This window comes from Arthrobacter sp. Y3223065 (assembly GCF_059090885.1).
This window is the reverse complement of sequence record NZ_JBNHGC010000003.1, coordinates 61,294-86,710: the sequence shown is the minus strand read 5'-3', so window position 1 is coordinate 86,710 and position 25,417 is coordinate 61,294. Positions and strand designations below refer to the sequence as shown.

Below are 25,417 nucleotides of genomic sequence, written 5' to 3'. Positions count from 1 at the left end.
GGGCAGCCCTTCTTCGCCCCAGAATGGCAAAAACAGGGGGCGGCGAAGGGTCCAGGTGAACTGGACGTAATCGCACCCTCTGGAAAGGCCTTGCACCCCAGCCCTGCGGGCGGCCGGCTGCCTGCTTCGGGCCCACATCGTAGACAGTCCCGTCACCGGAGGACGTGTCACTTAGGAGTCCTGGCAGTGCAAAGAAGGCCACGACAAACACCGCCTGCGGCTCCGAGGAGTTCGGGCTGCAGGCGGTGCCATCCGTTCACACTGGTGCTAGCGGATCGGGGTCTTGGTCGAATCCGGGGTGAATTTGTCCTCGAGGTAGCTGTCCTTGGGGGTCATCATCCATCCGCCGGCGAGCATCAGCATGCCGGTGGCCGCGAAGACCAACAACGCGGCGGTCCAGCCTCCGGTTGCCGAGAACAGGGCGCCGCCGAGCAGCGGGCCCAGGGTACCGAAGAGGTAGCCCACGCCCATGGCAAACCCGGCCAGGGCCGCGGAACCAGCTGCGGTGCGGGTCCGCCGGTTGAACATCGTGATGGCCAGCGGGAAGGCGCCCCCGCCTACGCCCATGATGAAGGCCCACAACATCGGCGTTCCCGGAGAGAGGATCAGGCCGAAGTAACCGATGGGCGCCACGAGGCTGAGCATTGCTGCCAGCGGGAACACGCGCTTAAGCCTCGCGGCCAGGATCGGGACGATGAAAGCCATCGGCAAGGTCATGAACGTGAAGACGGAAAACGCGCCGGCGGCCGCGTCCAGGTCCATGCCGCCATCCTTAAGGATGGTCGGCAGCCAGGCGAGCATGCCGTAAGTGTTCAACGACGCCATGGCGTAGAACAAGGCGGTGCCGACGGCGATCCGGCTGGTGACCAGCTGCGCCAGCCCAAGCTTGGGTCCCGATGCGGCGGCCGGTGATGCCGGCGTTGTTCCCGCCGCAGCTGCTGCGGTTCTGTTCCTGCGCAGGCGGATCAGCTGGATGATCCAAGGAAGCGCCGCCGCTAGGGAAAGGAGCGACCAGGACGCGATGGAGGCGCGCCAGCCGGCCGCGTTGTTGATCGGCATCGCGGTCATCGCCGGCAGGGTGGCACCGGCCTGCATCAGCAGCGCGAAGACGGTGAGCATGGCCGCCTGACGGTCCGGGAAGTACTTCTTGACCAGCGGCGCGCCGACGACATTGCCAAAGCCCATGCCGATCAGGGCGACCACGCTGAGGACGAAGAACAGCGGAACGCTCTCCGTGAGGGAACGGCCGAACGTGCCGGCGGCGGCGAGCAGCATGGCCAGGGCCGCGGCCAGTTCCGGTCCGCGGGCACGGATCAGCACGGGGGCGAGGAAGCCGGCGAGGCCGAAGCTCAGGGTCGGCAGCATGCCCAGAAAGCTGGCGCCGGCGACCCCGATACCGAGTTCCTCACGCAGGACCGGCAGCAGTGGGGACAGGCCGGTGACCGCGTGCCGCAGGGTGATGCCCAGCAGGACGATGCCGACGATGAGTAGGACCCGCCCGCGCCACAGGCCGCCAGGCCCGGACGTGGCGGCGGCCGCAGCAGGGGTAGCAGGCGTGGAGACGGACTCTCCCGCGCCGGAGGCCGGGGCGGAAAGCGATCGGGTGCTCATCAGACCGCTGCCTTGGAGTCGCCGTCGATGGGGAACATCTGGCCGGAGATGGTGCGTGCGTGCGGGCCGGCGAGGAACAGGATCAGTGCGGCGATGTCGTTCGGGTCAATGAACTTCTTGACGGACTGGTTGGCCATCGCCCCGTCGATCTCTTCCTGGACAGTGCGCCCGGAAACCGCCGCGCGGCCCTCGAAGACGCTCATGATCCGCGGGCCGTCCACCGCGCCCGGATGGATGGTGTTGGACGTGATGCCGAACGGGCCCAGTTCCATGGCGAGGGTCTTGGCGAAGCCAACCAGGCCCCACTTGGTGGTGGAGTAGGCGATGCGGTTCGGGTAGCCGAAGCGCCCGGCCAAGGAGGACATACTGACGATCGCGCCAGCCTCGGAATCCTTCAGCAAGGGAATGGCCTGTTGGGTGACGTTGAACGTTCCCTGCAGGTTGACACCGATGACGGCAGCGAAGGCGCCCGCGTCGTACTGCTCGACCGGCGCGGTGGGGCCGGCGATGCCGGCGTTGTTGACCAGCACGTCCAGGCCGCCGAGCTGGGACTTCACGTCGGCGAAGAGCGCCTCGACGTCGCCCGGTACGCTCACGTCGCCAACCGTGCCGGTGATGTTCGCGTTTTCGGCTGTGACCGATGCGACCGCGTCAGCATTGATGTCTGCGATGTGGACACGCGCGCCGCTGGCCGCAAAGGCCTTGGCGACGGCCAGGCCGATCCCGTTTGCTCCGGCAGTTATCAGAACCCGCTGTGACATTGTCTTCTCCTTCGATCATGGCAGGCGGGGACAGAAGCAGGCGGGCTGTAGCTCGCTTGTCTGTGTGCCCCGCAATCACGCATTTTGTATGCGTATGCATTTACATTGACCCCGTTAAGTTGAAATGTCAACTAAGTGTGAGGTGGTCCACCAAGCGGCTCCCTTCGCCCCGGCATCGAACACCCCGGACTTGTTCCTGCGATCTGCTTCCGCGCAGGCGAGCCGCCGCCGCGCGATCACCTGCTCGTGGCAGCGAATCGGTGTTAGGGCAGGTGGTCCATTGCTTCGCAGGGGCTGGAGCCGGGCTGTGAGCGGTGGACGTCCATGGCCAGGCGGGCGATCAGCGCCGCCAGGGTGTCCGCTTCGGGCGCCTTGAGCCCGGACAGCAGCCGGGATTCGGCGGCGGCCACCCGTTCCTCATAGCGGGCCAGACTTTCCCGGCCTTTTTGGGTGGCGACGATCTTGCGCGACCTGCGGTCGGAGGGGGCAGGGACGCGTTCGACAACGCCGGCTTCAACCAGGGTGTCCAGCAGGTAGGTCAGGACCGTGCGGTCGATGACCAGATGGGAGGCCAGGGCCTGCTGGTTGGGCGGGTCGCGGTGCACGACGGTGGAGAGCACCTGATAGCCGCGGACTCCTCCCGGCATCCCCTCAACGGCCTCCTCGAAGCCGGCCTGGTACCCGCGCAACACCATGCCCAGATGCCAGCCCAGGTCTCCGGGCGGTGCGGAGGCGGGACTGTTGCGGACGGCTTGGACGCTTTTACTCATGGTTCCATCCTACCGCATGTATGCATTTGCGCAGATGATCTGTTGCCAATATAGTCTGTTGAGCAACATACTTTTAGTGCTGGGAGTCCACCGTTATGGAACTAGGCGTTTACAGCTTCGGCGACGTGCAGAAAGATCCGTCGACCGGAAAACTCCGGTCGACGGCCGAGGCAATGCGCAATCTGGTCGAGGCGATCCGGGTCGCGGATGAGGCCGGGCTCGACTACTTCGGAGTGGGCGAGCACCACACACGGGAGATGCCGGCGTCCGCGGCCGCCGTCGTGCTGGCCGGAGCGGCGACCGTGACATCGAACATCCGGCTCGGCAGCTCGGTCACGGTGCTGTCCACCGATGACCCGGTGCGCGTGTTCCAGCAGTTCGCCACGGTTGACGCGCTCTCGAACGGGCGGGCCGAGATCACCGCGGGGCGGGGTTCCTCGAAGGAGTCCTACCCGCTTTTCGGTTTCGATCTGGCCGATTACGACCGGTTGTACGCGGAGAAACTGGACCTGCTCCAGCTGCTCAATGAGCACGAAACCGTGACCTGGTCCGGGGAGTACCGGCCCGCCTTGGAGGACGCGCTGGTGGTCCCGCGCCCGGAAAACGGGGAACTGACCCTGTGGCTGGGCACCGGCGGCAGCCCGGGCTCCTCGGTGCGCGCCGGCCGTCGCGGACTGCCTGTGGCCTACGGGATCATCGGCGGCGAGCCGGCCAAGTTCGCCCCGCTGGCCGACCTGTACCGGCAGGCCGCGGCCCAGTCGAACACCCCGGCCGAGAAGATCCGGGTGGGCATCGCCACCCCGGGGTTCATCGGCGATGACGGGCAGAAGACCCGGGCCATGTGGTGGGGGCACTGGAGCACGCGGATGGAAATGATCTCCGCCCAGCGCGGCTTCCCGATGATGAGCCGCGACCGCTACCAGAAGACCGCCACCGGCAGCGGGGCACTGTTTGTCGGGCACCCGGAGGAAATCGCCGAACGCATCGTCGACCTGCACCGGGTGATGGGCCACGACCGCCAGATCCTGGAAATGGACTACGGGCACGTCCCGCACAAGGAGCTGCTGCACTCCATCGAACTGCTCGGCACCAAGGTCAAACCACTGGTCGACGCCGAACTCGGCACCACACCGGCCACGACAACGCCCACCACCGAACCTGCCCCTGAAGGAGCACCCGCATGAGCCCGCAGGCCAAGACCATCCAAACAGTCGGGATCCTCGGCGCCGGACGCGTCGGCACCGCCGTCGCCCGCCAAGCCCTCAAAGCCGGCTACCAGGTGAAAATCGCCACCTCGAAGCCGGCGCAGGAGATCGCCCTGCTCGTGGAGATCATCACCCCCGGCGCGGCTGCCGTCGACGCCGCCGAGGCCGCGGCCGCGGACCTGGTCGTTGTCGCGGTGCCCCTGCACAAATACCGCACCATCGACCCAGGCCTCCTGACCGGGAAGACGGTGATCGACGCCATGAACTACTGGGCTCCCACCGACGGGGAAGTCGACGACTTCGAAAACGACCCCCGGACCAGCAGCGAAATCATCCAGGACTTCCTCACCGGAGCCCGACTGGTCAAGTCGCTGAACCACATCGGTTACCACGAACTCGAAGAAGACGGCCAGGAACCCGGGGCCTCCGGCCGCCGCGCCCTGGCCCTCGCCGGGGACAACGACGAGGCCAAAACCGCGGTTGCCGGATTCCTGAATCGCCTGGGCTACGACCCGGTCGACGCCGGCCCGCTCGCGGCGGGACGGGCCTTCCAGCCCGGCACTGTGATCTTCAACGGATCCCACACTGCCGCAGAACTCGAAAACCTGCTGGCCGAGGCCACCGCACCAGCTCGGAGCTAGATCCCGGCCATTCCCTCCCGACCCCAACTGACTAACCCCAAAGGAAACACCATGGAAATCGGCGCCTACAGCTTCGGCGACACCCAACTGAACCCCGACGGCACACCACGCTCCACCTCCGAAGCCGTCAGCAACCTCTTCGAGGCCATCGTCCACGCCGACAGGGAAGGACTCGACTACTTCGGCGTCGGAGAACACCACACCACGAGCATGCCGGCCTCATCACCCGGTGCGCTGATCGCAGCGGCCGCCGCCGCGACCAAACAGATCATCCTCGGCAGCGCCGCAAGCATCATCGGCACTGACGACCCCGTCCGGGTCTTCCAGCAGTTCGCTACCGCCGACGCGGTATCCGGCGGTGGGCGGATCGAGATTACCGCCGGCCGTGGGTCCTCGGTCGAAACCTTCCCCCTGTTCGGCTACGACATGACCGACTATGACCAGCTCTATGCCGAAAGGCTCGATCTGCTCATGACCATCAATGGCAACGACGACGAATACGTGAGCTGGTCCGGCTCCCGCCGCCCGTCCCTGGACAACCTTGCCGTCGTGCCCCGCCCGGTGAACGGCAGGCTGCCGATCTGGCTGGCCACCGGGGGCAACGCCGGATCCTCCGCCCGCGCCGGCCAGCTGGGCCTGCCCGTCTCCTACGGCATCATCGGTGGAGCCCCGCACCGCTTCGCCCCGCTCGCCGAGCTCTACCGGGCCACCGCGGCCCAGGCCGGACACCCAGCGGAAACCACCAAGGTCTCCGTCGCCGCCATCGGGCTGGTCGCACCTACCAAAGCAGAGGCGCTCGACCGGTTCTACCCCGGCTGGCACAACCTCAATGTCGAGATGGGCCGGCTGCGCGGCTGGCCCGCCCCCGACAAGCGGGCCTACCTCGCCCAGGCCGATGCGCCCGGAGCCTACTACATCGGCGACCCGGACGAAGTGGCCGAACGTATTGTCCATTTGCACGGCTACTTGGGCCACATGCGGCACTTCCTGCAGATGGACATCGGCGGGCTGCCCCACGAGCACTTCCTCGAATCCCTCACTCTGTTGGCCACTGAGGTAAAGCCCCGCGTCGAGCGCCTCCTGGCCGCCAAATAGCCCACACCCACACGAAAGAAGGAAGACAACCATGAGTAAGTACGAACTGCCCGGACTCGACTATGATTACGCGGCCCTGGAGCCGCACATTTCGGCGAGGATCATGGAGCTGCACCACTCCAAGCACCACGCCACCTACGTGGCCGGCGCGAACACCGCGCTGGAGCAGCTGGCCGAGGCCCGCTCCAAGGGCGAATTCGGCAACGTGCCGAAGCTGTCCAAGGACCTGGCCTTCCACCTCGGCGGCCACACCAACCACTCAATCTTCTGGAAGAACCTCTCCCCGGAAGGCGGCGACAAACCCACCGGCGAACTCGCTTCCGCGATCGATGAGTACTTCGGCTCCTTTGACGCGTTCCGCGGCCACTTCGGCGCTGCCGCGCTGAGCCTGCAGGGCTCGGGCTGGGCCGTGCTGGCCTACGAACCCCTCGGCGGCAACCTGGTCATCGAGCAGCTCTACGACCAGCAGGGCAACATTCCGGTGGGCACCATCCCGCTGCTCATGCTGGACATGTGGGAGCACGCCTTCTACCTTGACTACGTCAACGTCAAGGCCGACTACGTCAAGGCGTTCTGGAACATCGTCAACTGGGCCGACGTCGCCGCCCGCTTCGACGGCGCCCGCGCCGGCGCCTCCGCGCTGATCACCCCGGCCAAGTAACACCGGACCAACACGGGCGGCTTGGCCCCGGTCTGAGCCGCCCGTGACCTCAGAGATGGAAGGTCTCCACCGACGGTCCGGAGGCCGGCGGTCATCTCGATCCGCCCGCCATCGGAGGCCGCGTCGGCCGAGGTCAATTGCTCCTGTTTGCGCACCTGACCCCGTGCCGGCAACGGCTTGGTGTTTTGTCCGGAAGTATAGAAGAAGATAGAGTAGATGCATTCGCATATATGCGTATGCGTACCGTGTAAGGAAGTGAATGTAGTGAAGGCTTGGCAGTTTACTGAAATCGATGCACCGCTCTCCCTGAACGAGGTTCCTGCGCCCGAGCCTGCGGCGGATGAGGTTGTCTTGGACGTCAAGGCTGCCGGACTGTGCCACAGCGATGTCGGGTTTATGGACGGAACACTGACGCCCCTGCTTCCTTTCCGGCCGATCACCCTCGGTCATGAGATCGCCGGCATCATCTCTGCAGTAGGTGCCGATGTCACCGCGTTCAAAGTGGGGGACCAAGCCGTCATCCCCGCCGCGATCGAAGGGCCCGGCACCTCGCTTAACGGAGGCTTCGCGGAGAAGGTCGTGGCTCCCGCACGGCTGGTGGCTCTGCTGCCCGATGGCGTTCCCTTCGACCAGGCGGCCGCAGCGACCGACGCCGGCATGACCTCCTACCACGCAATGATGGTGCAAGGCAGGCTCAAGCCGGGGATGAAGGTAGGCGTTATCGGACTGGGCGGTTTGGGCTCTCTTGGCGCACAAACGGCAGTCGCCAACGGTGCAGAGCTCTACGTCGCCGAAGTTAACGAAAAGGTGCACCCGATGGCGCTCGAAATAGGCGCCGTGGCAGTGTCAAAGGACATCAGGGACTTTTCTGATAAGCAGCTGGATCTGGTGGTCGACTTTGCCGGTTTCGGCACCACAACTGCTGGTGCTGTTGAGACGGTGCGCCGCGGCGGTCGCGTTGTCCAGGTGGGGCTGGGACGAAGTGAGGGCACTATCAACCTTCAGCAGCTCACGCTGAACGAGGTAGAGCTTGTCGGTTCCCAGGCAGGAACACTGCAGGACTGCGCGGATGTGCTTCAACTGGTGGCCGACGGCAAACTGTCATCCCATATCACCCGAATTTCCTTCGACGAGATCGCAGAAGGTGTCGGCAGGCTGGCCCGCGGGGAAGTTATCGGCAGGTTGGTCGCCATGATCGACTGAGGGCAGATTGTTCCCGGCTTCCCGCAAGCCCTTTGAGGCACCTCCAGCTCTGGCTGGGGGTGCCTCCCTGGTGTTTGCGGCCTAGCATCTGCTCGGAGGGGAGAGAAGCGTAGGGCGATAAGGGGGCAGACGTATGCGCTGTTATCGGCTCCGGGAGCTTAAAGGTTCAGCCGAGGACACATTCGCTCGCGGTTCCTGCCCATAAGGTGGATCCAGTAAACATCGGTCTGGTTGGGGGAGACCCTGCCCGTGTTCCTGGAAGCAGCTATGAACTACGCATCCTTTATCTGGTCTATCGCGGACCTGCTCCGCGGCAACTTCAAGGCTCACCAGTACGGCGACTTCATCCTGCCGTTCACTGTGCTGCGACGTCTGGACTGCGTGCTAGAGGAGACCAAAGATGCGGTGCTGGAAGTTGTGGCCGATGCAAAGGCTAAGGGACTTCCGGTTCGTCCGGTTCTGTTGGCCCAGCGCGCTGGGCACAAGCACTCGTTCTTTAACACCAGCCGGTTTGACCTGAAATCGCTCCTCGGGGATCCGGAAAACGTCCGCGAGAACCTGCTCCAGTATGTGAACTCCTTCTCCGGGAACGTCCGGGACATCTTTGAGAAGTACAAGATAGAGGACCGCATCGAGGAACTGGAAGCGGCCGACCTGCTTTTCCTGGTCATCCAGCGCTTCACCGAAGTTGACCTTCATCCGGACGTGGTCGACAACGCCAGGATGGGTCATGTTTTTGAGGAGTTGATCCGGAAGTTTGCTGAATCCTCCAATGAGACCGCCGGTGAGCACTTCACTCCGCGTGAGGTCATCGAATTGATGGTCGATGTTCTCTTCGATGCCGATACCGAAGCTCTGCGTAAGCCGAATGTTGTCCGTAGCATCTACGATCCCACGGCCGGCACCGGCGGCATGCTTTCGGTGGCTGAAGACCACCTCCGGGCCATGAACCCGAAGGCGACCCTGACCCTGGCCGGGCAGGAGATCAACCCTCAGTCCTATGCCATCTGCAAGGCTGACATGGTCATCAAGGGCCAGTCCGTGGACGCCATCGTCTTCGGGGACACCCTGCTCAACGACGGACACGACGCCACGACCTTCAACTATTGCCTATCCAATCCACCGTTCGGAGTGGACTGGAAGAAGCAGGAGAAGGCGATCCGCGAGGAGCACGCCGAGCGCGGCTTCGCCGGCCGATTCGGACCCGGTCTGCCCCGCGTCTCGGACGGGTCCCTGCTGTTTTTGATGCACCTGATTTCCAAGATGCGCCCTAAGACTGATACCTCTGCCGGTGGCCGGGCGGCCATCGTGCTGAACGGCTCGCCCCTATTCACCGGTGGCGCCGGGTCCGGGGAATCGGAGATCCGCAAATGGATCCTGGAGCGTGACTACCTTGAGACGATCATCGGCCTGCCCACCGACATGTTCTACAACACTGGCATCAGCACCTACGTCTGGGTCCTGTCCAAGAACAAGGCACGCGAACGGACCGGCAAGGTCCAGATGATCGACGGCACCTCGTACTTCCGGAAGATGCGCAAAAGCCTAGGCTCCAAGCGCAATGAGCTTGGCCCCGAGGACATCGAAGCTATCGTCAAGCTCTACGGTCAGTTTGAGGAGAACGAGCAGTCGAAAATCTTCGACGTCACCGACTTCTTCTACCGCACCATCACCGTCGAGCGTCCACTTAAGCTCAGTTTCACGGTTACCGAAGAACGCATCGACGCGGTGCTGGACCAGAAGCAGTTCGCCAAGCTGGCAGGACCCGAGACAGCAGCCCTGCGGATCTCCCTGGAAGCCCTGATCACGGGCCACGGCGGGATTCATCTCGTCAGAGTGAAATCTAAGACTGTAGCCAGAGAGCGTCAGAAAATGCGAGATGGCACTCTACTCTGACGGATTCCGGCGACTCAGCTGACGTCAGGTTGATGTGTACCTGAACTGGCGAACACACGGAACGCGAGCCAGTCTCCCAAGCAGGACCACTCACGGTACCCGAGGACCAAAGCAAGGAGCCGTGTGTCAGCTTGGAGTTGCCGCTGTGAAAGGCTGCAGTTATGGACAACTCATCCCGGGAACATGACCTCGTTCTCTACGGAGCGACGGGTTTCGTTGGCCGACTGATCGCCGGCTACGTCGCGGAGCATGCACCGACCGGCATGCGAGTCGGACTCGCGGGCCGGTCGAGGTCCAGACTCGAGGCGGTTCGGTCGCAGTTGCCGGTCGCGGCACACGGATGGGCCCTCATCGAAGCCGACTCGGAGGACGCGGACTCGATCGCTGCCCTGGCCGCGGGCACGCGCGTGCTTCTCACAACCGTCGGTCCATACACGAAACACGGATTACCTGTCGTCGACGCCTGCGCACGGGCCGGTACCCACTACGCCGACCTCGCGGGTGAGGTGTCCTTCGTCCGGGAGGCGATCGATCGCTACGACACTCTGGCCAGGACGAGCGGGGCCCGGATTGTGCACTCCTGCGGCTACGACTCCGTGCCGTCCGACCTCGCTGTATTGCTGCTTCATCAGGCAGCAGAAGCCGATGGCGCTGGCGGTTTGGTCGAGGTCCAACTCGTTGCTACGGCCAAGGGTGGCATCAGCGGAGGCACGCTCGAGTCGATGCGCGGGCAGCTCGACGCCATGCGATCGAGCACCGCCCTGCGGTCATTAGCCGCGGACCCCTACGCTCTGAGCCCCGACCGCACACGGGAGCCGACGACACAACAGCCTCCCGACGCCGGTCCTGTGCGCCGTTCCGATGACGGCACCTGGACCGCGCCTTTCATCATGGCCGCGGTCAACACTCGGACAGTGCGCCGCAGCAACGCATTGCAGGGTTGGGCCTACGGCCGCTCCCTTCAGTACGGCGAGGTGATGGGGGTAGCCCGCGGACCGGCAGGAGCGGTCATCGCAAGGGCAATGGCACTCGGGCTCCGGGCATTCACGGGCGCGATGGCGTTCCCGCCGACCCGAGGAGTGCTCGACCGCTGTCTTCCGTCACCAGGTTCGGGTCCGAGCACCAGCACGCAGCGCGCGGGCTGGTTCCACTCCCAGGTAACCGCCCGCGCCGAGAACGGGCACCGATACCAGGCGATTGCTGCTGGCCCCGGCGATCCCGGCTATGCCGCCACCGCCGTGATGGCAGGGGAGACTGCACTCGCTCTTGCCCTCGACGGTGACCGGCTGCCGACTGCGAAAGGGTCGCTAACACCGGCCACTGCACTCGGCAACGTGCTCATGCAGCGACTCCGTGCGGCCGGCCACACTTACCAGGTAACCAAACTCGCCTGAACCCAGATCCTGCAGGTCCCCTGATAACGGGGCAATCATTGACTGGACCAGTCCGACTAGCGGCCCGATGGGATTTCGCCGAGGGAGTATGCCAGGGTCATCTAATGATCGCGACCAGCGATGCTTCCAAATCGGCTTTTAACCCTGGGCCGCCCCGGCGCGCACCTTCACGCCCTGAGTCCAGACCAGCACTCTCCTCCAAGTCGCGGAGCCCTTGAGCAGCCACTCCCTCTGCCCGTTTTTAAGGGCCGATAACCGTGAGTATGTCCGGACAGGCGCCTCAATGAAGAATGCTCAAATGGCGCACCGGACTTATCCAGGCACTGGCATAAGTCCTCGCTCATCTTTGCGCGGTAGGGGACCGGCTTACGCGCGCTAGGGCACGGAAAGGCCGTGCCGCTGCACGGCCTTGCACCGCGGCTCACGGCGCGAAGGAACCCGCTGACCCTGCGCATCGCTTGGTGCCCATTCCGAGGTGGCCGTTCGACCGGGACCTGCATCCAAAGGGGTACGGCTGTGAGCTGGTCATCCCTCGGCGTGCCAATGGTGGCCGGACTGGGTGCCAGCGGATTACAAAGTTTTGCCAATTCTTTGCCAAGAGCGCAACCCTCGCATACGCGAAAGGCCCCGGTTCCCTTTATTTACAAGGGAACCGGGGCCTTCTCAGTTGGCGGTGACGGTGGGATTTGAACCCACGTTGGCTTTCACCAAACAACATTTCGAGTGTTGCACCTTCGGCCGCTCGGACACGTCACCAACGCGTCAACTTTACCCGCTGTTGGCCCTCAGCCCCAAAACGGTCCGGCGGGGCGGCCGGACTGGCCGGCTTAAGTCCCTATCGTGAGGCCGGGACTGGCGCCGAAGCCAGCGGGAGCGGCCGCGCACGTGCAACGACGGAAGGAGAGTGTTAGTCCTCCGGAAGTTCGCCTCGGTGGCGCGCAAAGAACGCGCGCAGCATGGCTGCCGACTCGTCGGTGCGGACCTCCGGGTAAACCTCCACCCAGTGGTTCAGCCGCCGTTCGCGCAGGACGTCGAAAACGCTGCCGGCGGCGCCGGCCTTCTCATCCCACGCCCCGAAGACCACTTTGGGGATGCGGGCGAGCACAATGGCGCCTGCGCACATGGCGCACGGTTCCAGCGTGACCACCAGCGTGCAGCCGTCCAGGCGCCAGGAGCCGAGCTTGCGGGCCGCCTCCCGGATGGCCACCATTTCGGCATGGCCGGTCGGGTCGTGCAGCGCCTCCCGTTCGTTGCGCCCGGAACCCAGCACCGCGCCGTCGGGCCCCATCACCACGGCGCCGATGGGCACATCGGCGGTCTCCAGGGCCAAGCGGGCCTGGTCCAGGGCAAGGCCCATCCACTGGTGGTGCTGCGGATCAATCGGGCCCATGCCATCATTCTGGCAGGCCCGGTGTTTGTCCCTGCTATCCGGCTGCCGGTAGTTTTGTGGAATGCGCGTACTCGAAGTGGATCATCCCCTTGTTGCCCACAAACTCACCGTTCTCCGCGACAAGACCACTCCGTCGCCCGTCTTCCGCCAACTCACCGAAGAACTGGTGACCCTGCTGGCCTACGAGGCCACCCGCGACGTCCACACGGAGCCGGTGGAGATCGAGACACCGGTGACCCGGACCATCGGGACGGCTTTCACCAAGCCCACGCCGCTGGTGGTGCCGATCCTGCGCGCCGGCCTGGGCATGCTCGAGGGCATGACCAAGCTGGTGCCGACCGCCGAAGTGGGCTTCCTGGGCATGGCGCGCAACGAGGAAACCCTGGACATCATTACTTATGCCGAGCGGCTGCCGGCCGACCTCACCGGCCGCCAGGTGTTCGTGCTCGACCCCATGCTCGCCACCGGCGGCACGCTGCGCGAATCCATCAAGTTCCTCTTCGCCCGCGGCGCCGCCGACGTCACCTGCATCTGCCTGCTTGCGGCACCGGAAGGGCTGCAGGCCTTGCGCGATGAGCTCGAGGACCGGAACGTCTCCATCGTGGTGGCCTCCATCGACGAGCGGCTGAACGAAAAGGCCTACATTGTGCCCGGCCTGGGCGACGCCGGCGACCGGCTCTACGGCGTTGCCGGCTGACGCTGCCGACCACGGGCACCTCTGACGGGTTTTTTGGGCTGCCACACGGTGGCCCGCAAGAACCAGGGGTGTCCACACTTTGGATGGCTTGCAAATTCCCGCGGTTTGCACCCGGCGCGTCCGAGGTCGAACCAAACGCCTCGATGAATAATTATTCAGCAGCTGCCCGCAAGGCCGACCGTTGGCTGATATTTATGCACATCGATGGTGTGATGTGTGGCACAAAACCACTGCTTCTTCTCACTATGTGAGACAAGCAGGCTTATATTACTTGCACGTAAGCTTTGTTACGAGCAAACTCATGGTTGTGAACAACAACGCAACAGCATCTGCAGCCGCAGCCTTCAGTTACGGGACGTATCCCGGCGGACTGGCGGACTGTTGCCGAATGCAGGCCTAACTCACCACCCCTCGAGTTATTCAGGCAATTCATCTGTCCAATGGCGGGCACCAGAAACATCCCGTGCGGGCACACCCATGCATTCGCGCCGCGATGACGGCCATTTTCACACATGAGGTTCTAATGTCAGTTTCATCCGGATACGTCCACATCTCCGTCCGCAACGCCCAGAACCGCGCGGCCGCCGCCCAGCGGCAGGCAGCCGGACAGCACCCGCAGTTCGCCGGGCAGCCGGCTTACCCGGGGGACCAGCAGGCCTACCGCGTGTTGCGCGCTGTTCCCGGCCAGTTCGACGCCGCTGCCCCCAACCCGACCACTGCCCCGACCCCCGTGGTCACCCCCAATGGAATTCCCGGCCCGCAGGCGGTGTCGAATGACACTGTTGCCCGCGGGTTTGTTCTCTATGTGGGCTTGGACGAGGAAGCCGCCGCCGCCCAGGGAACCACGCTGAGCAAACTGGCTTCCCAGGTGCGCGGCTACGTGCAGTCGCTGGCTCCGGACGCCCAGACCCACGGGGCCGTGGCCCTGGCTCCGGCCGACGCCCCGGGCGAAAACATTGACGTGGTGCGCCAGGCCCTGGGCGATCCGACCGTCAGCCGCCGTCCGCGGACCCCGGCCGTGGAGATCCAGCGGCAGCCGCAGCCGGCCTCGCACGCCAACCGCCCCAGCGGCGTCCTGATCGATCTTTCCCGCCGCGAGGTGCACCTGGACGGGGACACCCTGAACCTGACGTTCAAGGAATTCGAGCTGCTCAACTACCTCGTGGAGAACGCCACCCGCACCGTCGGCCGTGAAGAGCTGCTCTCCGGGCTGTGGAAGAACGCCGAGGAAGTTCCGAACGAACGCACCATCGACGTGCACATCCGCCGGCTCCGCTCGAAGCTGGGCCGCCTGGCCAACACCGTGCGTACCGTCCGCGGCCAAGGCTACCGGTTCTACGAGCACCCGGAAGTAGTGGTCTGGGCCGCGCCGGAGTACTCCATCTAGGTTCTACCTGCCTGCGCTGCCTCAGCTAGAGCCCGTATTCTTCGAGGAGGCGGAGCCAGACTTCGCTGATGGTGGGGTAGGAGGGCACTGCGTGCCAGAGGCGGCCCAGCGGGACCTGGCCGACGACGGCGATGGTCGCCGAGTGCAGCAATTCGCTGACGCCGGGCCCGGTGAACGTCGTGCCGACGACGACCTTGCGGTCCTCGTCCACCACCATCTGGGCCCAGCCCTGGTAGCCGTCGGCATACAGGGACGATCCGGCGACGGCGATCGGCAGTTGGGTGGCGGACACATTAAGCCCGCGATCCCTTGCCTGGCCTTCGGATAGGCCGACGACGGCGACCTCCGGATCGGTGAATATCACCGAGGGAACCGCCGCCTCGTCGGAAGTACTGGCAAAGCGGCTCCACGGTTCCGGGTCGCCGTCCAGCTCGCCGGCTGCCCGGGCGGCTATGGCATCCCCGGTGGCCCGCGCCTGGTATTTGCCTTGGTGCGTCAACAGGGCTTTGCCGGCCGCGTCGCCCACCGCGTACAACCAGCCCCCGTCAACTCCGACGACGCGCCCGCTGGCGTCCACCTCCAGCCGCTTCGGATCCTGTCCCAGCTCCTCCAAGCCAAGTCCCGACAGGGCCGGCCGTCGTCCGGTGGAGACCAGCAGCTTGGCACCCGTGACGGTGTCAGCCGCACCCGTCTCCCCGTCGGCACCCGCAGCGGACAGGGTGAGGGTGACGCCGCCGTCGTGCGCATCCACCCGTGCCGCCGGCGTGTGGAGCCGGATCCGCACGCCGTCGCGGCGCAGCCCGGCTTCCACCAGCCGCCGTGCGGGTTCGGGGACGTTCGTCAGCAGGTCCCCGCGTGCCACCAAGGTGACGTCGGTGCCCAACCGGGCGTACGCCTGCGCGAGCTCGCAGCCGGAAACACCGCCGCCCAGCACCAGCAGGCTCTCCGGGACCTCCCGGGCGGAGGTGGCTTCGCGGGTTCCCCAGTAATCGATGCCGTCCAGCCCGTCGAGCGGCGGAACGTTCGGCGCTGAACCGGTGGCCAGCACGACGGCGTGCCGTGCGGTGATGCGGGTCTCGGTCCCGTCGTCGTCCGTGGACGTCACTTCGCGCGGACCGCTGAGCCGGGCGGTGCCGCGGACCAATTCGATGCCGGCGCCCTTTACCCACTCCACCTGCGAGCCGTCGTCCCAGCCGGAGGTGAACGAATCCCTGCGGGCCAACACCGCCTCCGCCGCCAGGCCGCCGGTCACGGCCTGGGCCGCGCCCTTCACGCTGCGTGCGGCCTGCAGGGCCGTGCCGGGACGCAGCAGCGCCTTGGAGGGCATGCAGGCCCAGTAGGAACACTCGCCGCCGACCAGCGCCGATTCCACCAGGATGGTCTTGAGCCCGCCGCGGGTGGTTCGGTCCGCCACGTTCTCACCGACCGCCCCTGCCCCGAGTACCACGACATCCGCTTCCAGCGTCCGCTCTGCCATGTTCCGAGCCTTGCACCGGGAGGAGGCGGAGGCAAGGGCCCGCACTACACTCGTGGTGTGAACGACCACCACCTGAAGAAGCTGATGATCATGCGCCACGCCAAGGCCGCGTGGCCGCTGGGCGTCGAGGACCACGAGCGCCCGTTGGCCCAGCGCGGCCACGACGAGGCACCGCAGATCGGACGGTGGATGGTGGAGCACGACTGCATCCCGGACTTCATCCTGTGCTCGTCGGCACTGCGCACCCGCCAGACCTGCACCTGGGTGTGCAGCGAGCTGGGGGAAAAGGCGCCAACGCCCATGCTGTCCGACGAACTCTACGACGCGCCGGCCGTGCGGGTCCTGTCCGAAATCAACCAGCTGCCCGACACCATCACGTCACTGCTGGTGGTGGCCCACATGCCGGCGGTGCAGGACCTGGCGATGCGGTTGGCGTCGGTGGATTCCGACGAGGAGGCCGTGGTGGACATGGCCACGCACTATCCGACGTCAGGCCTGACGGTGCTGCGGCATGGCAAGAGCTGGGCGGAGCTGGACGGGCGCGACGCCGCGGTCACCGATTTCGTGGTGCTGCGCTGACGCGCGTCATCCAGCGCCTGCCCGGGCGGTGCGCCTTGGCCCGAAGCCCAGCGGCCAGGACTGGCCACGGCCGCGCCTGCCCGGGCGGGGACTCCGCCGATCAGAAGAGAAGGATCGGTTTGATCGTGGAACCGTTGGCCGAGTCCTCGAATCCCTGGTTGATGTCGGCAAAGGAGTAGGTCTTGACCAGCTTGTCGTAGGGGAACCGTCCCTGCTTCCATAGCTCGATCAGGCGCGGAATGAAGACCTGATACACCGAGCTGCCCTGGACGTTCATTTTGAACGTCCATCCCTTGACCTGGGACTCGCCGATCTCGAACGGCGCCTCGGTGCCGAAGGTCGTGTTGCCCACGGCCACCAGCGTGCCGCGGAACGCCAGCGCCCGGGCAGCCTGGTTGAGCACCGCGGGCACGGAGGTGGTGTCGACGATGTAGTCCACCCCCTCCCCGCCGGTGATGCGGTCCAGTTCCTCGCCCATGTCCGTCTTGGCGGAGTTGATGGTGTGGGTCGCGCCGAGTTCAAGCGCCGTCTCCAGGCGGTTGTCGTGCAGATCCACCGCGACCACCGTGGTGCAGCCGGCGATCTTGGCGGCCATGATCGCGGCCGAGCCGACCGCGCCCGCACCGATCACCGCCAGCGATGTCGCCGCCTCCGGCCGCAGATCGTTGAGCACGGCCCCGGCCCCGGTCTGCAGCCCGCAGCCCAGCGGGGCGAGCATCTCCAGCGGAACCTCGGGATCGACCTTGACCACGCAGCGCTCCAGCACGTTCGCGTAGGACGAGAAGGATGACTGGCCGAAGAAGTGCGAGGCCACGGATTCGCCGTCGGCCGAGAGCGCGGTGCGGCGACCACTGAGATTGATGGCGATGTAGTGCTCGCAGTACGCCATCTCCCCGCGGCGGCACTGCTTGCACGTACCGCACGATGCCGGCGCCATCACCACGTGGTCACCGACCGCGACGCTCGTCACCGCGGTTCCCACACCGTCCACAACACCGGCGCCCTCGTGACCGAGCACCGCCGGCCACTGGAGGGGATAAGCCCCATTTCGGGCGGTCGAATCCGTGTGACAGATACCGGTGGCGACCATGCGGACCCTCACCTCATCGGGCCGGAGCTCGGCAAGCTCCAGCTCTTCAACTGAAAGCGGTGCGCCCGTCTCGCGCACGACGGCGGCGGTGACCTTCATGGGTACTCCTCCTAAATCCGGGACCAACACAACAGGCCCACGCGCGATGGCGCGGATGCCTGTTTTAACCGTCTCATGCCCGCTGGTTCGGCCGGCAGTGATGACCGCCACGAGGTCAGTGCAGCTAGATGCTGATGCGGCCAAGCTTGTCCGGGTTCCGGATGAGAAAGATTTCCCGGACCAAGCCGTCATCGACCCTGAAGCCCGCGACCGTGTCCACCGCGCCGTCCTCGTCCACGGCCACCAACCCGGGCAGCCCGTTGACGTCGGCGACGTGCAGATGGAAGGGGGCGCCCGGCTTGCTGGTGATGCCGAGCAGGAAGCGCAGCACCTTCTCGACCCCGAAGATGGGCCGCAGCGCCGCGGACTTCTGGCCGCCGCCGTCGCTGGTCAGTACGACGTCCGGAGCCAGCAAGCCCAGCAGCGGCTCGATGGCCCCGGTGTTGGCCGCGTGCAGGAACTGCTCGGTGATCCGCCGGTGCAGGGCCGGATCCACCTGGTTCCGGGCCTGCCGGCTGGCGACGTGGTCACGGGCGCGCGACATCAGTTGCCGTACCGCCGCGGGCGAGCGGCCCAGCGTCCGGGCGATCTCCGGTGCCGGGTAGCCGAAGACCTCTCCTAGGATGTAGGCCGCACGTTCCAAGGGGGAGAGCTGCTCCAGGACCACCAGCATGGCCAGCGAGACATCGTCGGCCAGCACGGCGGCGTCGTCCGGCGCGGGAGGGGTCGGGGCACCCGGCAGGGAGCTGACAGGCTCGGGCAGCCACGGCCCGACGTAATTCTCGCGGCGGCGTTGCTGGGCGCGGATCTGGTTCAGCGCCAGATTGGTCACCGTCCGCAGGAGAAAGGCGCGCGGCTCCCGGACATGGTCCTGCGGCACGTCGGAGAACCGCAGCCACGCCTCCTGCAGGACGTCCTCGGCGTCGGCGGCGCTGCCCAGGAGGCGGTACGCAGCTCCGAAGAGGAGCCCGCGGTGCTGCTGGAACACGGCCAGGTTTGCCTGGGTCGTCGTCATCTCAAACCTCCTACGCTGCAGGTTTCCGTGAAGCCCTGGCTGGCCAGGCCCAACGCCGCGTTAACCCTCGACCGCTGGTTTTCCACCGCAATCAGATAGGTCAGCTCCGCCAGCTGGGCCGGGTCCAGATGCTGCTTCAGCCTATCCACAAGGTCATCCGTGACGGCGGGTGGGGTTGCGGTCATGGCCTCCGCGTAACTGAGCACATCGCGTTCCAGCTGAGTGTAAACGGTAGCCGTGTGCCAGCGCGGCACCTCCCGCAGCTTCGCCGGGTCCACGCCCCGGTGATGGAATTCCCAGTAGCCGAAGTCAATGCACCAACTGCAGCCGATTGAGGAAGCCGCTCCCATCACGGCCAACGCCTTGAGCACGGGCGGCACGGTGTTGAACCTGGCGACGGAACTTTCGTGCCGCAGCCAGGCAAACAGCACCCGCCGGTTGTGCAGCATCGCCAGGCCGGGGTCCAGCACCTTGCCGTACTTCCGCTTGCTGTAGCCCGACATGATTCTCAGGAACAGGCTGGGGGAGTGCTCCAGGGGTATCCGTGCCATGCTGTCCTCCTCGTCGATGCCCCGGCGAGCGGGGATACAAGGAAGACACCGCGGAAGCAGCGGGTGTGACATGAGGCCCAAAGGACGTCCAAGCCTCAGAAACCGCCGGGCTGCGGCACATTGGCGGCAAAGAGAAATGCAGCCCGGTCGGTGACCGGACTGCATTTCGTTGGTGCGCCCAGAGGGATTCGAACCCCCGGCCTTCTGTTCCGTAGACAGACGCTCTATCCAGCTGAGCTATGGGCGCTTGGCCTCGCGGCCGGATACAACTGTAGCGTGTTTGCCGGACAGTCGCCAAATCGAGGGAGCCCCGCCGGCCTCCGCCCCGGAATTCCGCGCATCCCGGCTCTTGGCGGTCGTGCCTCATCCCCGTGGACGGACTGCCGGGCCTGGGAAGTCGGTGTGACGGACCCATCAAAGGACATATGAACTAGACCGGTCTATATGACCTTAATCACACGGGTGGCGGTTGACACGTAGAAAAAGCCCGGAATTCCGGGCCCATGCTATCCGACCCGGGCAAATCCCCTTTTTCGGCAGCCAGCTGGTCTAGCCATCGACCCATAGCATCTAGAAACACCACTGGCCCAGGAAAGGGATGAGTCATGGGCGATATTACGCGTCAGCCGGTTCTTGAGGAAACACTTATGGATGCCCCAACTACACACGCAAAGCTTCTGGCCTGGGTTGCCGAAGTTTCAGAGCTGACGCAGCCCGACTCCGTGTATTGGGTGGACGGCTCCGAAGAGGAGTACGCGCGCCTGACCGACCAGCTGGTCGAGGCCGGCACCCTTAAGCGGCTGAACCCGGAGCTGTTCCCGAACTCTTTCGTCGGCTTCTCCGACCCGAAGGACGTCGCCCGGGTCGAAGAGCGGACGTTCATCTGCTCCGAGAAGGAGGCAGACGCAGGGTTCACCAACAACTGGATGGACCCCGCCGAGATGAAGTCGATCCTCACGGAGCGCTTCGCCGGCAGCATGCGCGGACGCACCATGTACGTGATTCCCTTTGTCATGGGGCCCCTGGACGCAGAGCAGCCGCAGTACGGGGTGGAAATCACCGACTCGGCCTACGTGGTCGCCTCCATGCGCATCATGGCCCGGATCGGCACCGACGTGCTGCGCAAGATGGAGGCCGAGGACGCCTTCTTCGTCCCGGCGCTGCATTCCCTTGGCGCCCCGCTGGAGCCCGGTGAGGCCGACGTGGTCTGGCCGTGCAACGAGGAGAAGTGGATCGTGCACTTCCCCGAAGAGCGGTCCATCTGGTCCTACGGCTCGGGCTACGGCGGCAACGCGCTGCTGGGCAAGAAGTGCTACGCCCTCCGCATCGCCTCGGTCATCGCCCGCGACGAAGGCTGGCTGGCCGAGCACATGCTGATCCTCAAGCTCACCAGCCCGCAGGGCAAGGCGTACAACATTGCGGCAGCCTTCCCCTCGGCCTGCGGCAAGACCAACCTGGCGCTGCTGGATCCGACCATCGACGGTTGGAAGGCCGAGACCCTCGGCGACGACATCAACTGGATGCGCATCGGCAAGGAGGGTGAACTGCGCGGCGTGAACCCGGAGTACGGCCTGTTCGGCGTCGCACCGGGCACCGGCTGGAGCACCAACCCCAACGCCATGCGCGCCATCGCCAAGGGCAACTCCATCTTCACCAACGTGGCACTGACCGACGACGGCGGCGTCTGGTGGGAGGGCATGACCGACGAAGTGCCGGATCACCTGATCGATTGGGAGGGCAACGACTGGACACCGGAGTCCGGCCGGCCGGCGGCCCACCCGAACTCCCGCTTCTGCACGCCGATCTCGCAGATCGACATGCTGGCACAGGAGTACTACAGCCCGGACGGTGTGGAGATCCACGCGATCCTCTTCGGCGGCCGCCGCAAGACCACCATCCCGCTGGTTACCCAGGCCCGCTCCTGGACCAACGGCATCTTCATGGGCTCCACCCTGTCGTCCGAGACCACCGCGGCAGCCTCCGGCGCCGTCGGTGTGGTCCGCCGCGACCCGATGGCCATGCTTCCGTTCATCGGCTACAACGCCGGCGACTACCTCAAGCACTGGGGCACCATCGAGGGAAAGGCCAACCCGGACCGCCTGCCCAAGGTCTTCCTGGTCAACTGGTTCCGCCGCAATGCCGACGGCGGCTTCGCTTGGCCCGGCTTCGGGGAGAACTCCCGGGTGCTCAAGTGGGCCATCGAACGCATCGAGGGCACCGCGGACGCCACGGAAACCCCGATCGGCTACATCCCGACCGGCGATTCGATCGACCTGACCGGGTTGGACATGACCCGAGAGCAGGTGGAAGAAGCCGTCAAGGTGGATCCGGAGGAGTGGAAGGAAGAGCTCAAGGGCATCGAGGAATGGTACGCACAGTTCGGCGATTCCCTGCCCGAGGAACTGGATGCCGAACTCAAGCAGCTCCAGGTCCGCTTCGCCTGATTGACTGAAGGAGGGACGCCAGCACAGGCTCCCGAGATGAGGCCCCCGCGCAGCTGCGCGGGGGCCTCATCCGCTTAACGGCCGATCTTCGACCCCGGATGGCCCCGCGGGCATCCGGTCTAGACCGGCCGCCATGATTTCGCGCTCCAGCACCCCGAAAGCGCTTCGGACCGTGGATTCGGGTGCCGCTCATTGGTATGTTGAGGCCTCCCACGCACGCTCAGGAGCAACGACCCAAAGGAGGGCGTTCCATGGCCGATACTCAGGGCGGGGATGTCATCGATATCCTCACGACCGATCACCGCGAAATGATCGAACTGCTCAGCCAGATCGAGCAGACCGCAGACCCCGGCCAGCGCCGGGACCTGGCCGATACCGTCATTGCCGAGGTTATGCGCCACGCCGTCGCCGAAGAGATGCTTGTTTACCCCGTGATTGAAGAACACGTGCCGAACGGCAAGGAAGAGGTTGAGCACGACAAGAAGGAGCACGACGAAATCGTTCGGCTCATGAAGCGGATGGAGGACGTCGACTCTTCCGATCCGACCTTCATGGAGCTGGTCAGGGAACTGGCAGGACAGCTGCGCCACCACGCAAACGACGAAGAGACTGATCAGTTCCCGAAGCTGCGCGCCCACATTCCCCAGGACAAGCTCGTCGATCTGGGTGAAAAGGTCCAGAGCGCCAAGAAGGTCGCGCCGACCAGGCCTCATCCCAGCGCCCCGCACTCCGAGCTGTTCCACAAGACCGTGGGACCCGGCGTCGGCATGGTGGACCGGCTGCGCGACAAGCTCTCGGGACGCCAGACCGGCTGAGGCGAGACGGGTCAAGGGGCAGCCGGCGGGCAGGCCGCTCCACGGGGACGCGGGCTGGCGGTTCCCGGAGGCCACCGACCGCCGCAGTGGTCAAAGGTGGCGCGGCCCGGCGTGGATCACGCCGGACGGCGCGTGAGCAACGCCATGAAGACGGGCTCCATCTGCGACCGGTGTGGCAACGTAGACACGACGAGGGGATCCAGTTCGCGGTAAAAGGCCTCGCGGGCCCGGCGCAGCGCTCCGCGCAGCGCGCAGTTGTTGTTCATCGGGCAGTCGCCGCTGGCGGACTCGCAATCCACCAGGTCCTCCCGCGCGTCGAGGGTCCGCAGCAGCCCGCCCACCGTCGCCAGCCGTCCGGCTGCGCTGATCCGGATGCCGCCGGAGCGGCCGCGCACTGCGTCGACCAGTCCGAGCGAGCGCAGCTTCAGCACCGCCTTGCTGACGTGGTTGTAGGGGGTGCCTACGCCGTCCGCGATGGCCTGTGTGGTCATCAGTTCGCCTTCCGGCGCCGCGGAAAGCAGCATCAGTGCACGCAGGCACACGTCCGAGAAGGCATTGATACGCATGCTGCCTATTTTAGTGGCCTGCCCGGACCGGAATTGGCCACGGTGCGCCGGGAACGGTCCGGCCGATCAGCCCCGGGGCGGCTCGGCTCCTTCGTCGGGTTCCTGATCGGGCCACACGAGGCGTTCCTGCGGGTCCACGAAGGGGTCCGGGTAGCTCCAGGTGCCGTCGTCGTCGTGATGATAGGGCTGGATGGCCGAGACTGCGATGCCGGCCGAGTGCTCCACGGCAATCTGGATCGCGTCGGCGTCCTCTTCGGGCAGGAAGATGTCGCTGATGACGGCGATGGCGCGGAAATCGGCGCGATCCTGGCGCAGGGTGGCGTACAGGTCCTCAATCATGCCGTCCACGTTGACCTCGGCTGCCTCGGCGTCCAGGTCGTCGGGGGAGACGACCACGAGCCGCAGTCCGCCGTCGTGCGTGGTGACCAGGGCCGCGGGCAGGAACGCCCCATGCTCGGTCAACTGTTCCTGCGCCACCCCGAGCCCCGTTCCGAACAGGGTGTCGATATCGGCCAGTATCTCCGCGGGGATGCCGTCCCGCCACGAGGCACTCATCCTGCGTCCCGGACGCGGGCCAGGACGTGGCCGCGGAGGGTGTCGAGGAGGCCGGGGTTGGTGGCTTCGGCGTTCAGCCGCAGGAAGGGTTCGGTGTTGGAGGGGCGCAGATTGAACCACCAGGAGCCGTCGTCGGCGACCACGGTGGTGCCGTCGAGCCGGTCCACGCTTACCCCGGTGCCCGCATAGGCGGCCGGGCAGTTACCGGCGGTGGTGTCCGTTCCGGCCGCGGCGGGATCGGACGCGAGGGCGGGGGCGAAGTCGGCCAGCACGCGGGCGATGGCGGCGTCCTTGTCTTCGACCTGGGAGTTCAGTTCGCCGGTTGCGTGGTACGGGTCGTATTCGGCTGCCAGTTCGGACAGCGGCGACTCCTGCTCGCCGAGGGCGGCGAGCACGTGCATGGCGGCGAGCATGCCGGTGTCGGCGTTGTAGAAGTCGCGGAAGTAGTAGTGGGCGGAGTGTTCGCCGCCGAACACGGCCTTCTCCTCCGCCATGTGCGCCTTGATGAACGAGTGCCCCACCCTGGTGCGCACCGGGCGTCCGCCGGCGGCGGTGATGGTTTCGGGCACCGCGCGGGAGGTGATCAGGTTGTGGATCACCGCCGGGCTTTCTTCGCCGGCGGCCCGGGCGCGGGCGATTTCCCGCCGGGCGACCAGCGCGGTGATCGCCGAGGGGGAGACCACCGCCCCGGTGTCATCGATCACGAAGCACCGGTCGGCGTCGCCGTCGAAGGCCAGGCCGATGTCCGCCCCGTGCTCGATGACCGCGGCCTGCAGGTCCACCAGGTTTTCCGGTTCCAAGGGGTTGGCCGGATGGTTGGGGAAGGTTCCGTCCAGCTCAAAATACAGCGGCACGACCTGAAGCGGCAGCGCCGGCAGCAGGGTGTCGCCCAGCACGGCGGGGGTGGTCATGCCGGCCATGCCGTTCCCGGCGTCCACCACTACCTTCAGCGGACGGATGCCGGCCAGGTCCACCAGGGAGCGCAGGTAGGAGGCGTAACCGGCCAGCACGTTGGTTTCGCTGATGGTCCCGGGTTCGGTGCCGTCGGGGATGCCGGTCTCGAGGTACTTCTGCGCCAGGTCGCGGATGTCGAACATGCCGGTATCGGAGGAGACCGGGACCGCCCCGGTCTTGGCCATCTTCAGGCCGTTGTACTGCGCGGGGTTGTGGCTGGCGGTGAACACCACCCCGGCGGCGTCCAAGGACCCGCAGGCGTAGTAGAGCTCGTCGGTGGAGATCAGCCCCAGCATGCGGATGTTGGCCCCGCGGCCGGCCGCGCCGTGGGCGAACGCGGCGGCGAACTCAGGCGAGGACGGACGCATGTCGCCGCCCACCAGCACGGTCTGCCCGGCCAGGGACAACACGTCCACGAACGCGGCACCGGTCGCCTCGACGGTCGCCGCCGTAATGGTTTCGCCCACGATCCCGCGGACGTCGTAGGCCTTGAAGGACAGGCCGAGATCTATGCTGCTCACTTCACCAGCTTATAAGGGGCCGCTGTGGAAAAGGGCCAGG

At 65.9% G+C, this 25,417-nt stretch carries 23 protein-coding genes and 2 tRNA genes; 12 read left to right on the top strand and 13 right to left on the bottom strand.

Features of this window, described 5'->3' with window-relative positions; genetic code table 11:
* Positions 1 to 267: 267 nt before the first annotated feature.
* The 3 genes from AC5RUK_RS08985 to AC5RUK_RS08975 all read right to left on the bottom strand — a co-directional run bounded on the left by AC5RUK_RS08985 (position 268) and on the right by AC5RUK_RS08975 (position 3,142).
* Complete coding sequence (locus tag AC5RUK_RS08985) at positions 268 to 1,611, bottom strand: MFS transporter (protein ID WP_494106668.1); 1,344 nt, start codon at positions 1,609 to 1,611, stop codon at positions 268 to 270.
* Positions 1,611 to 2,372 (bottom strand): SDR family oxidoreductase, encoded by a 762-nt coding sequence (locus tag AC5RUK_RS08980; protein WP_494106667.1) that lies wholly within the window; start codon positions 2,370 to 2,372, stop codon positions 1,611 to 1,613. Before AC5RUK_RS08980 ends, AC5RUK_RS08985 begins: the two co-directional genes overlap by 1 nt.
* A gap of 263 nt (positions 2,373 to 2,635) precedes the next feature.
* Positions 2,636 to 3,142: a MarR family winged helix-turn-helix transcriptional regulator gene (locus tag AC5RUK_RS08975; protein WP_494106666.1), complete on the bottom strand. Its 507-nt coding sequence runs from the start codon at positions 3,140 to 3,142 to the stop codon at positions 2,636 to 2,638.
* Between the two features lie 95 nt (positions 3,143 to 3,237).
* Between AC5RUK_RS08975 and AC5RUK_RS08970 the strand changes: the two genes are divergently transcribed.
* The 7 genes from AC5RUK_RS08970 to AC5RUK_RS08940 all read left to right on the top strand — a co-directional run bounded on the left by AC5RUK_RS08970 (position 3,238) and on the right by AC5RUK_RS08940 (position 11,237).
* Complete coding sequence (locus tag AC5RUK_RS08970; protein WP_494151958.1) at positions 3,238 to 4,326, top strand: LLM class flavin-dependent oxidoreductase; 1,089 nt, start codon at positions 3,238 to 3,240, stop codon at positions 4,324 to 4,326.
* Complete coding sequence (locus AC5RUK_RS08965; protein ID WP_494151957.1) at positions 4,323 to 4,988, top strand: NADPH-dependent F420 reductase; 666 nt, start codon at positions 4,323 to 4,325, stop codon at positions 4,986 to 4,988. The genes AC5RUK_RS08970 and AC5RUK_RS08965 overlap by 4 nt, the downstream gene beginning before the upstream one ends.
* A gap of 51 nt (positions 4,989 to 5,039) precedes the next feature.
* Positions 5,040 to 6,083 (top strand): LLM class flavin-dependent oxidoreductase, encoded by a 1,044-nt coding sequence (locus AC5RUK_RS08960; RefSeq protein ID WP_494106663.1) that lies wholly within the window; start codon positions 5,040 to 5,042, stop codon positions 6,081 to 6,083.
* Between the two features lie 31 nt (positions 6,084 to 6,114).
* Entirely contained in the window at positions 6,115 to 6,744 is a 630-nt protein-coding gene (locus tag AC5RUK_RS08955; protein ID WP_494106662.1) for a superoxide dismutase, read from the top strand.
* Between the two features lie 216 nt (positions 6,745 to 6,960).
* Positions 6,961 to 7,947 (top strand): zinc-binding dehydrogenase, encoded by a 987-nt coding sequence (locus AC5RUK_RS08950; RefSeq protein ID WP_494106661.1) that lies wholly within the window; start codon positions 6,961 to 6,963, stop codon positions 7,945 to 7,947.
* 267 nt (positions 7,948 to 8,214) lie between these two features.
* A complete protein-coding gene (locus AC5RUK_RS08945; RefSeq protein ID WP_494106660.1) occupies positions 8,215 to 9,843 on the top strand; it encodes a type I restriction-modification system subunit M in 1,629 nt (542 codons plus the stop codon).
* Positions 9,844 to 10,004: 161 nt separating this feature from the next.
* A complete protein-coding gene (locus tag AC5RUK_RS08940) occupies positions 10,005 to 11,237 on the top strand; it encodes a saccharopine dehydrogenase family protein (RefSeq protein WP_494106659.1) in 1,233 nt (410 codons plus the stop codon).
* Positions 11,238 to 11,905: 668 nt separating this feature from the next.
* Here the strand turns inward: AC5RUK_RS08940 and AC5RUK_RS08935 are convergent.
* Positions 11,906 to 11,993 (bottom strand) — tRNA-Ser (locus tag AC5RUK_RS08935).
* Positions 11,994 to 12,144: 151 nt separating this feature from the next.
* A complete protein-coding gene (locus AC5RUK_RS08930; RefSeq protein ID WP_494106658.1) occupies positions 12,145 to 12,627 on the bottom strand; it encodes a nucleoside deaminase in 483 nt (160 codons plus the stop codon).
* Positions 12,628 to 12,688: 61 nt separating this feature from the next.
* Here AC5RUK_RS08930 and upp point away from each other — a divergent pair, with 61 nt between their 5' ends.
* Positions 12,689 to 13,324 (top strand): uracil phosphoribosyltransferase, encoded by a 636-nt coding sequence (upp, locus tag AC5RUK_RS08925; protein WP_493988841.1) that lies wholly within the window; start codon positions 12,689 to 12,691, stop codon positions 13,322 to 13,324.
* A 523-nt stretch (positions 13,325 to 13,847) separates the two neighbouring features.
* On the top strand, positions 13,848 to 14,711 hold the full coding sequence (locus tag AC5RUK_RS08920; RefSeq protein ID WP_494106657.1) for a winged helix-turn-helix domain-containing protein: 864 nt from the start codon (positions 13,848 to 13,850) through the stop codon (positions 14,709 to 14,711).
* A 25-nt stretch (positions 14,712 to 14,736) separates the two neighbouring features.
* Here the strand turns inward: AC5RUK_RS08920 and AC5RUK_RS08915 are convergent, their stop codons facing one another.
* Entirely contained in the window at positions 14,737 to 16,188 is a 1,452-nt protein-coding gene (locus AC5RUK_RS08915) for a dihydrolipoyl dehydrogenase family protein (RefSeq protein WP_494106656.1), read from the bottom strand.
* 57 nt (positions 16,189 to 16,245) lie between these two features.
* Between AC5RUK_RS08915 and AC5RUK_RS08910 the strand changes: the two genes are divergently transcribed.
* A complete protein-coding gene (locus AC5RUK_RS08910; protein ID WP_493988844.1) occupies positions 16,246 to 16,767 on the top strand; it encodes a SixA phosphatase family protein in 522 nt (173 codons plus the stop codon).
* Positions 16,768 to 16,867: 100 nt separating this feature from the next.
* Here the strand turns inward: AC5RUK_RS08910 and AC5RUK_RS08905 are convergent, their stop codons facing one another.
* The 4 genes from AC5RUK_RS08905 to AC5RUK_RS08890 all read right to left on the bottom strand — a co-directional run bounded on the left by AC5RUK_RS08905 (position 16,868) and on the right by AC5RUK_RS08890 (position 19,769).
* A complete protein-coding gene (locus tag AC5RUK_RS08905) occupies positions 16,868 to 17,956 on the bottom strand; it encodes an NAD(P)-dependent alcohol dehydrogenase (protein WP_494106655.1) in 1,089 nt (362 codons plus the stop codon).
* Between the two features lie 124 nt (positions 17,957 to 18,080).
* Entirely contained in the window at positions 18,081 to 18,971 is an 891-nt protein-coding gene (gene sigJ, locus AC5RUK_RS08900) for an RNA polymerase sigma factor SigJ (RefSeq protein WP_494106654.1), read from the bottom strand.
* Entirely contained in the window at positions 18,968 to 19,522 is a 555-nt protein-coding gene (locus tag AC5RUK_RS08895; RefSeq protein ID WP_494106653.1) for a carboxymuconolactone decarboxylase family protein, read from the bottom strand. Before AC5RUK_RS08895 ends, sigJ begins: the two co-directional genes overlap by 4 nt.
* Positions 19,523 to 19,692: 170 nt before the next feature.
* A tRNA-Arg gene (locus AC5RUK_RS08890) sits at positions 19,693 to 19,769 on the bottom strand.
* A gap of 358 nt (positions 19,770 to 20,127) precedes the next feature.
* On the opposite strand from AC5RUK_RS08890, the gene AC5RUK_RS08885 reads away from it, so the two are divergent.
* Together AC5RUK_RS08885 and AC5RUK_RS08880 are read left to right on the top strand one after the other, a co-directional pair.
* Positions 20,128 to 21,966 (top strand): phosphoenolpyruvate carboxykinase (GTP), encoded by a 1,839-nt coding sequence (locus AC5RUK_RS08885; protein ID WP_494106652.1) that lies wholly within the window; start codon positions 20,128 to 20,130, stop codon positions 21,964 to 21,966.
* Positions 21,967 to 22,217: 251 nt separating this feature from the next.
* On the top strand, positions 22,218 to 22,781 hold the full coding sequence (locus tag AC5RUK_RS08880; RefSeq protein ID WP_494106651.1) for a hemerythrin domain-containing protein: 564 nt from the start codon (positions 22,218 to 22,220) through the stop codon (positions 22,779 to 22,781).
* A 116-nt stretch (positions 22,782 to 22,897) separates the two neighbouring features.
* On the opposite strand, the gene AC5RUK_RS08875 is transcribed toward AC5RUK_RS08880, so the two are convergent.
* From AC5RUK_RS08875 to AC5RUK_RS08865, 3 genes are all read right to left on the bottom strand, one after another.
* Positions 22,898 to 23,347, bottom strand: coding sequence for an RrF2 family transcriptional regulator (locus tag AC5RUK_RS08875; RefSeq protein ID WP_494106650.1), 450 nt, complete (start codon positions 23,345 to 23,347; stop codon positions 22,898 to 22,900).
* 66 nt (positions 23,348 to 23,413) lie between these two features.
* Positions 23,414 to 23,902, bottom strand: coding sequence for a hypothetical protein (locus AC5RUK_RS08870; protein WP_494106649.1), 489 nt, complete (start codon positions 23,900 to 23,902; stop codon positions 23,414 to 23,416).
* A complete protein-coding gene (locus AC5RUK_RS08865) occupies positions 23,899 to 25,377 on the bottom strand; it encodes a phosphohexomutase domain-containing protein (RefSeq protein ID WP_494151956.1) in 1,479 nt (492 codons plus the stop codon). The genes AC5RUK_RS08870 and AC5RUK_RS08865 overlap by 4 nt, the downstream gene beginning before the upstream one ends.
* Positions 25,378 to 25,417: the final 40 nt, after the last annotated feature.

What these genes read in the sequence shown, in the direction of transcription:
- AC5RUK_RS08985 (WP_494106668.1), bottom strand. Translation starts at nt 1,611, where the DNA reads ATGAGCACCCGATCGCTTTCCGCCCCGGCCTCCGGCGCGGGAGAGTCC.
- AC5RUK_RS08980 (WP_494106667.1), bottom strand. Translation starts at nt 2,372, where the DNA reads ATGTCACAGCGGGTTCTGATAACTGCCGGAGCAAACGGGATCGGCCTG.
- AC5RUK_RS08975 (WP_494106666.1), bottom strand. Translation starts at nt 3,142, where the DNA reads ATGAGTAAAAGCGTCCAAGCCGTCCGCAACAGTCCCGCCTCCGCACCG.
- AC5RUK_RS08970 (WP_494151958.1), top strand. Translation starts at nt 3,238, where the DNA reads ATGGAACTAGGCGTTTACAGCTTCGGCGACGTGCAGAAAGATCCGTCG.
- AC5RUK_RS08965 (WP_494151957.1), top strand. Translation starts at nt 4,323, where the DNA reads ATGAGCCCGCAGGCCAAGACCATCCAAACAGTCGGGATCCTCGGCGCC.
- AC5RUK_RS08960 (WP_494106663.1), top strand. Translation starts at nt 5,040, where the DNA reads ATGGAAATCGGCGCCTACAGCTTCGGCGACACCCAACTGAACCCCGAC.
- AC5RUK_RS08955 (WP_494106662.1), top strand. Translation starts at nt 6,115, where the DNA reads ATGAGTAAGTACGAACTGCCCGGACTCGACTATGATTACGCGGCCCTG.
- AC5RUK_RS08950 (WP_494106661.1), top strand. Translation starts at nt 6,961, where the DNA reads ATGCATTCGCATATATGCGTATGCGTACCGTGTAAGGAAGTGAATGTA.
- AC5RUK_RS08945 (WP_494106660.1), top strand. Translation starts at nt 8,215, where the DNA reads ATGAACTACGCATCCTTTATCTGGTCTATCGCGGACCTGCTCCGCGGC.
- AC5RUK_RS08940 (WP_494106659.1), top strand. Translation starts at nt 10,005, where the DNA reads ATGGACAACTCATCCCGGGAACATGACCTCGTTCTCTACGGAGCGACG.
- AC5RUK_RS08930 (WP_494106658.1), bottom strand. Translation starts at nt 12,627, where the DNA reads ATGGGCCCGATTGATCCGCAGCACCACCAGTGGATGGGCCTTGCCCTG.
- upp (WP_493988841.1), top strand. Translation starts at nt 12,689, where the DNA reads ATGCGCGTACTCGAAGTGGATCATCCCCTTGTTGCCCACAAACTCACC.
- AC5RUK_RS08920 (WP_494106657.1), top strand. Translation starts at nt 13,848, where the DNA reads ATGTCAGTTTCATCCGGATACGTCCACATCTCCGTCCGCAACGCCCAG.
- AC5RUK_RS08915 (WP_494106656.1), bottom strand. Translation starts at nt 16,188, where the DNA reads ATGGCAGAGCGGACGCTGGAAGCGGATGTCGTGGTACTCGGGGCAGGG.
- AC5RUK_RS08905 (WP_494106655.1), bottom strand. Translation starts at nt 17,956, where the DNA reads ATGAAGGTCACCGCCGCCGTCGTGCGCGAGACGGGCGCACCGCTTTCA.
- sigJ (WP_494106654.1), bottom strand. Translation starts at nt 18,971, where the DNA reads ATGACGACGACCCAGGCAAACCTGGCCGTGTTCCAGCAGCACCGCGGG.
- AC5RUK_RS08895 (WP_494106653.1), bottom strand. Translation starts at nt 19,522, where the DNA reads ATGGCACGGATACCCCTGGAGCACTCCCCCAGCCTGTTCCTGAGAATC.
- AC5RUK_RS08885 (WP_494106652.1), top strand. Translation starts at nt 20,128, where the DNA reads ATGGGCGATATTACGCGTCAGCCGGTTCTTGAGGAAACACTTATGGAT.
- AC5RUK_RS08880 (WP_494106651.1), top strand. Translation starts at nt 22,218, where the DNA reads ATGGCCGATACTCAGGGCGGGGATGTCATCGATATCCTCACGACCGAT.
- AC5RUK_RS08875 (WP_494106650.1), bottom strand. Translation starts at nt 23,347, where the DNA reads ATGCGTATCAATGCCTTCTCGGACGTGTGCCTGCGTGCACTGATGCTG.
- AC5RUK_RS08870 (WP_494106649.1), bottom strand. Translation starts at nt 23,902, where the DNA reads ATGAGTGCCTCGTGGCGGGACGGCATCCCCGCGGAGATACTGGCCGAT.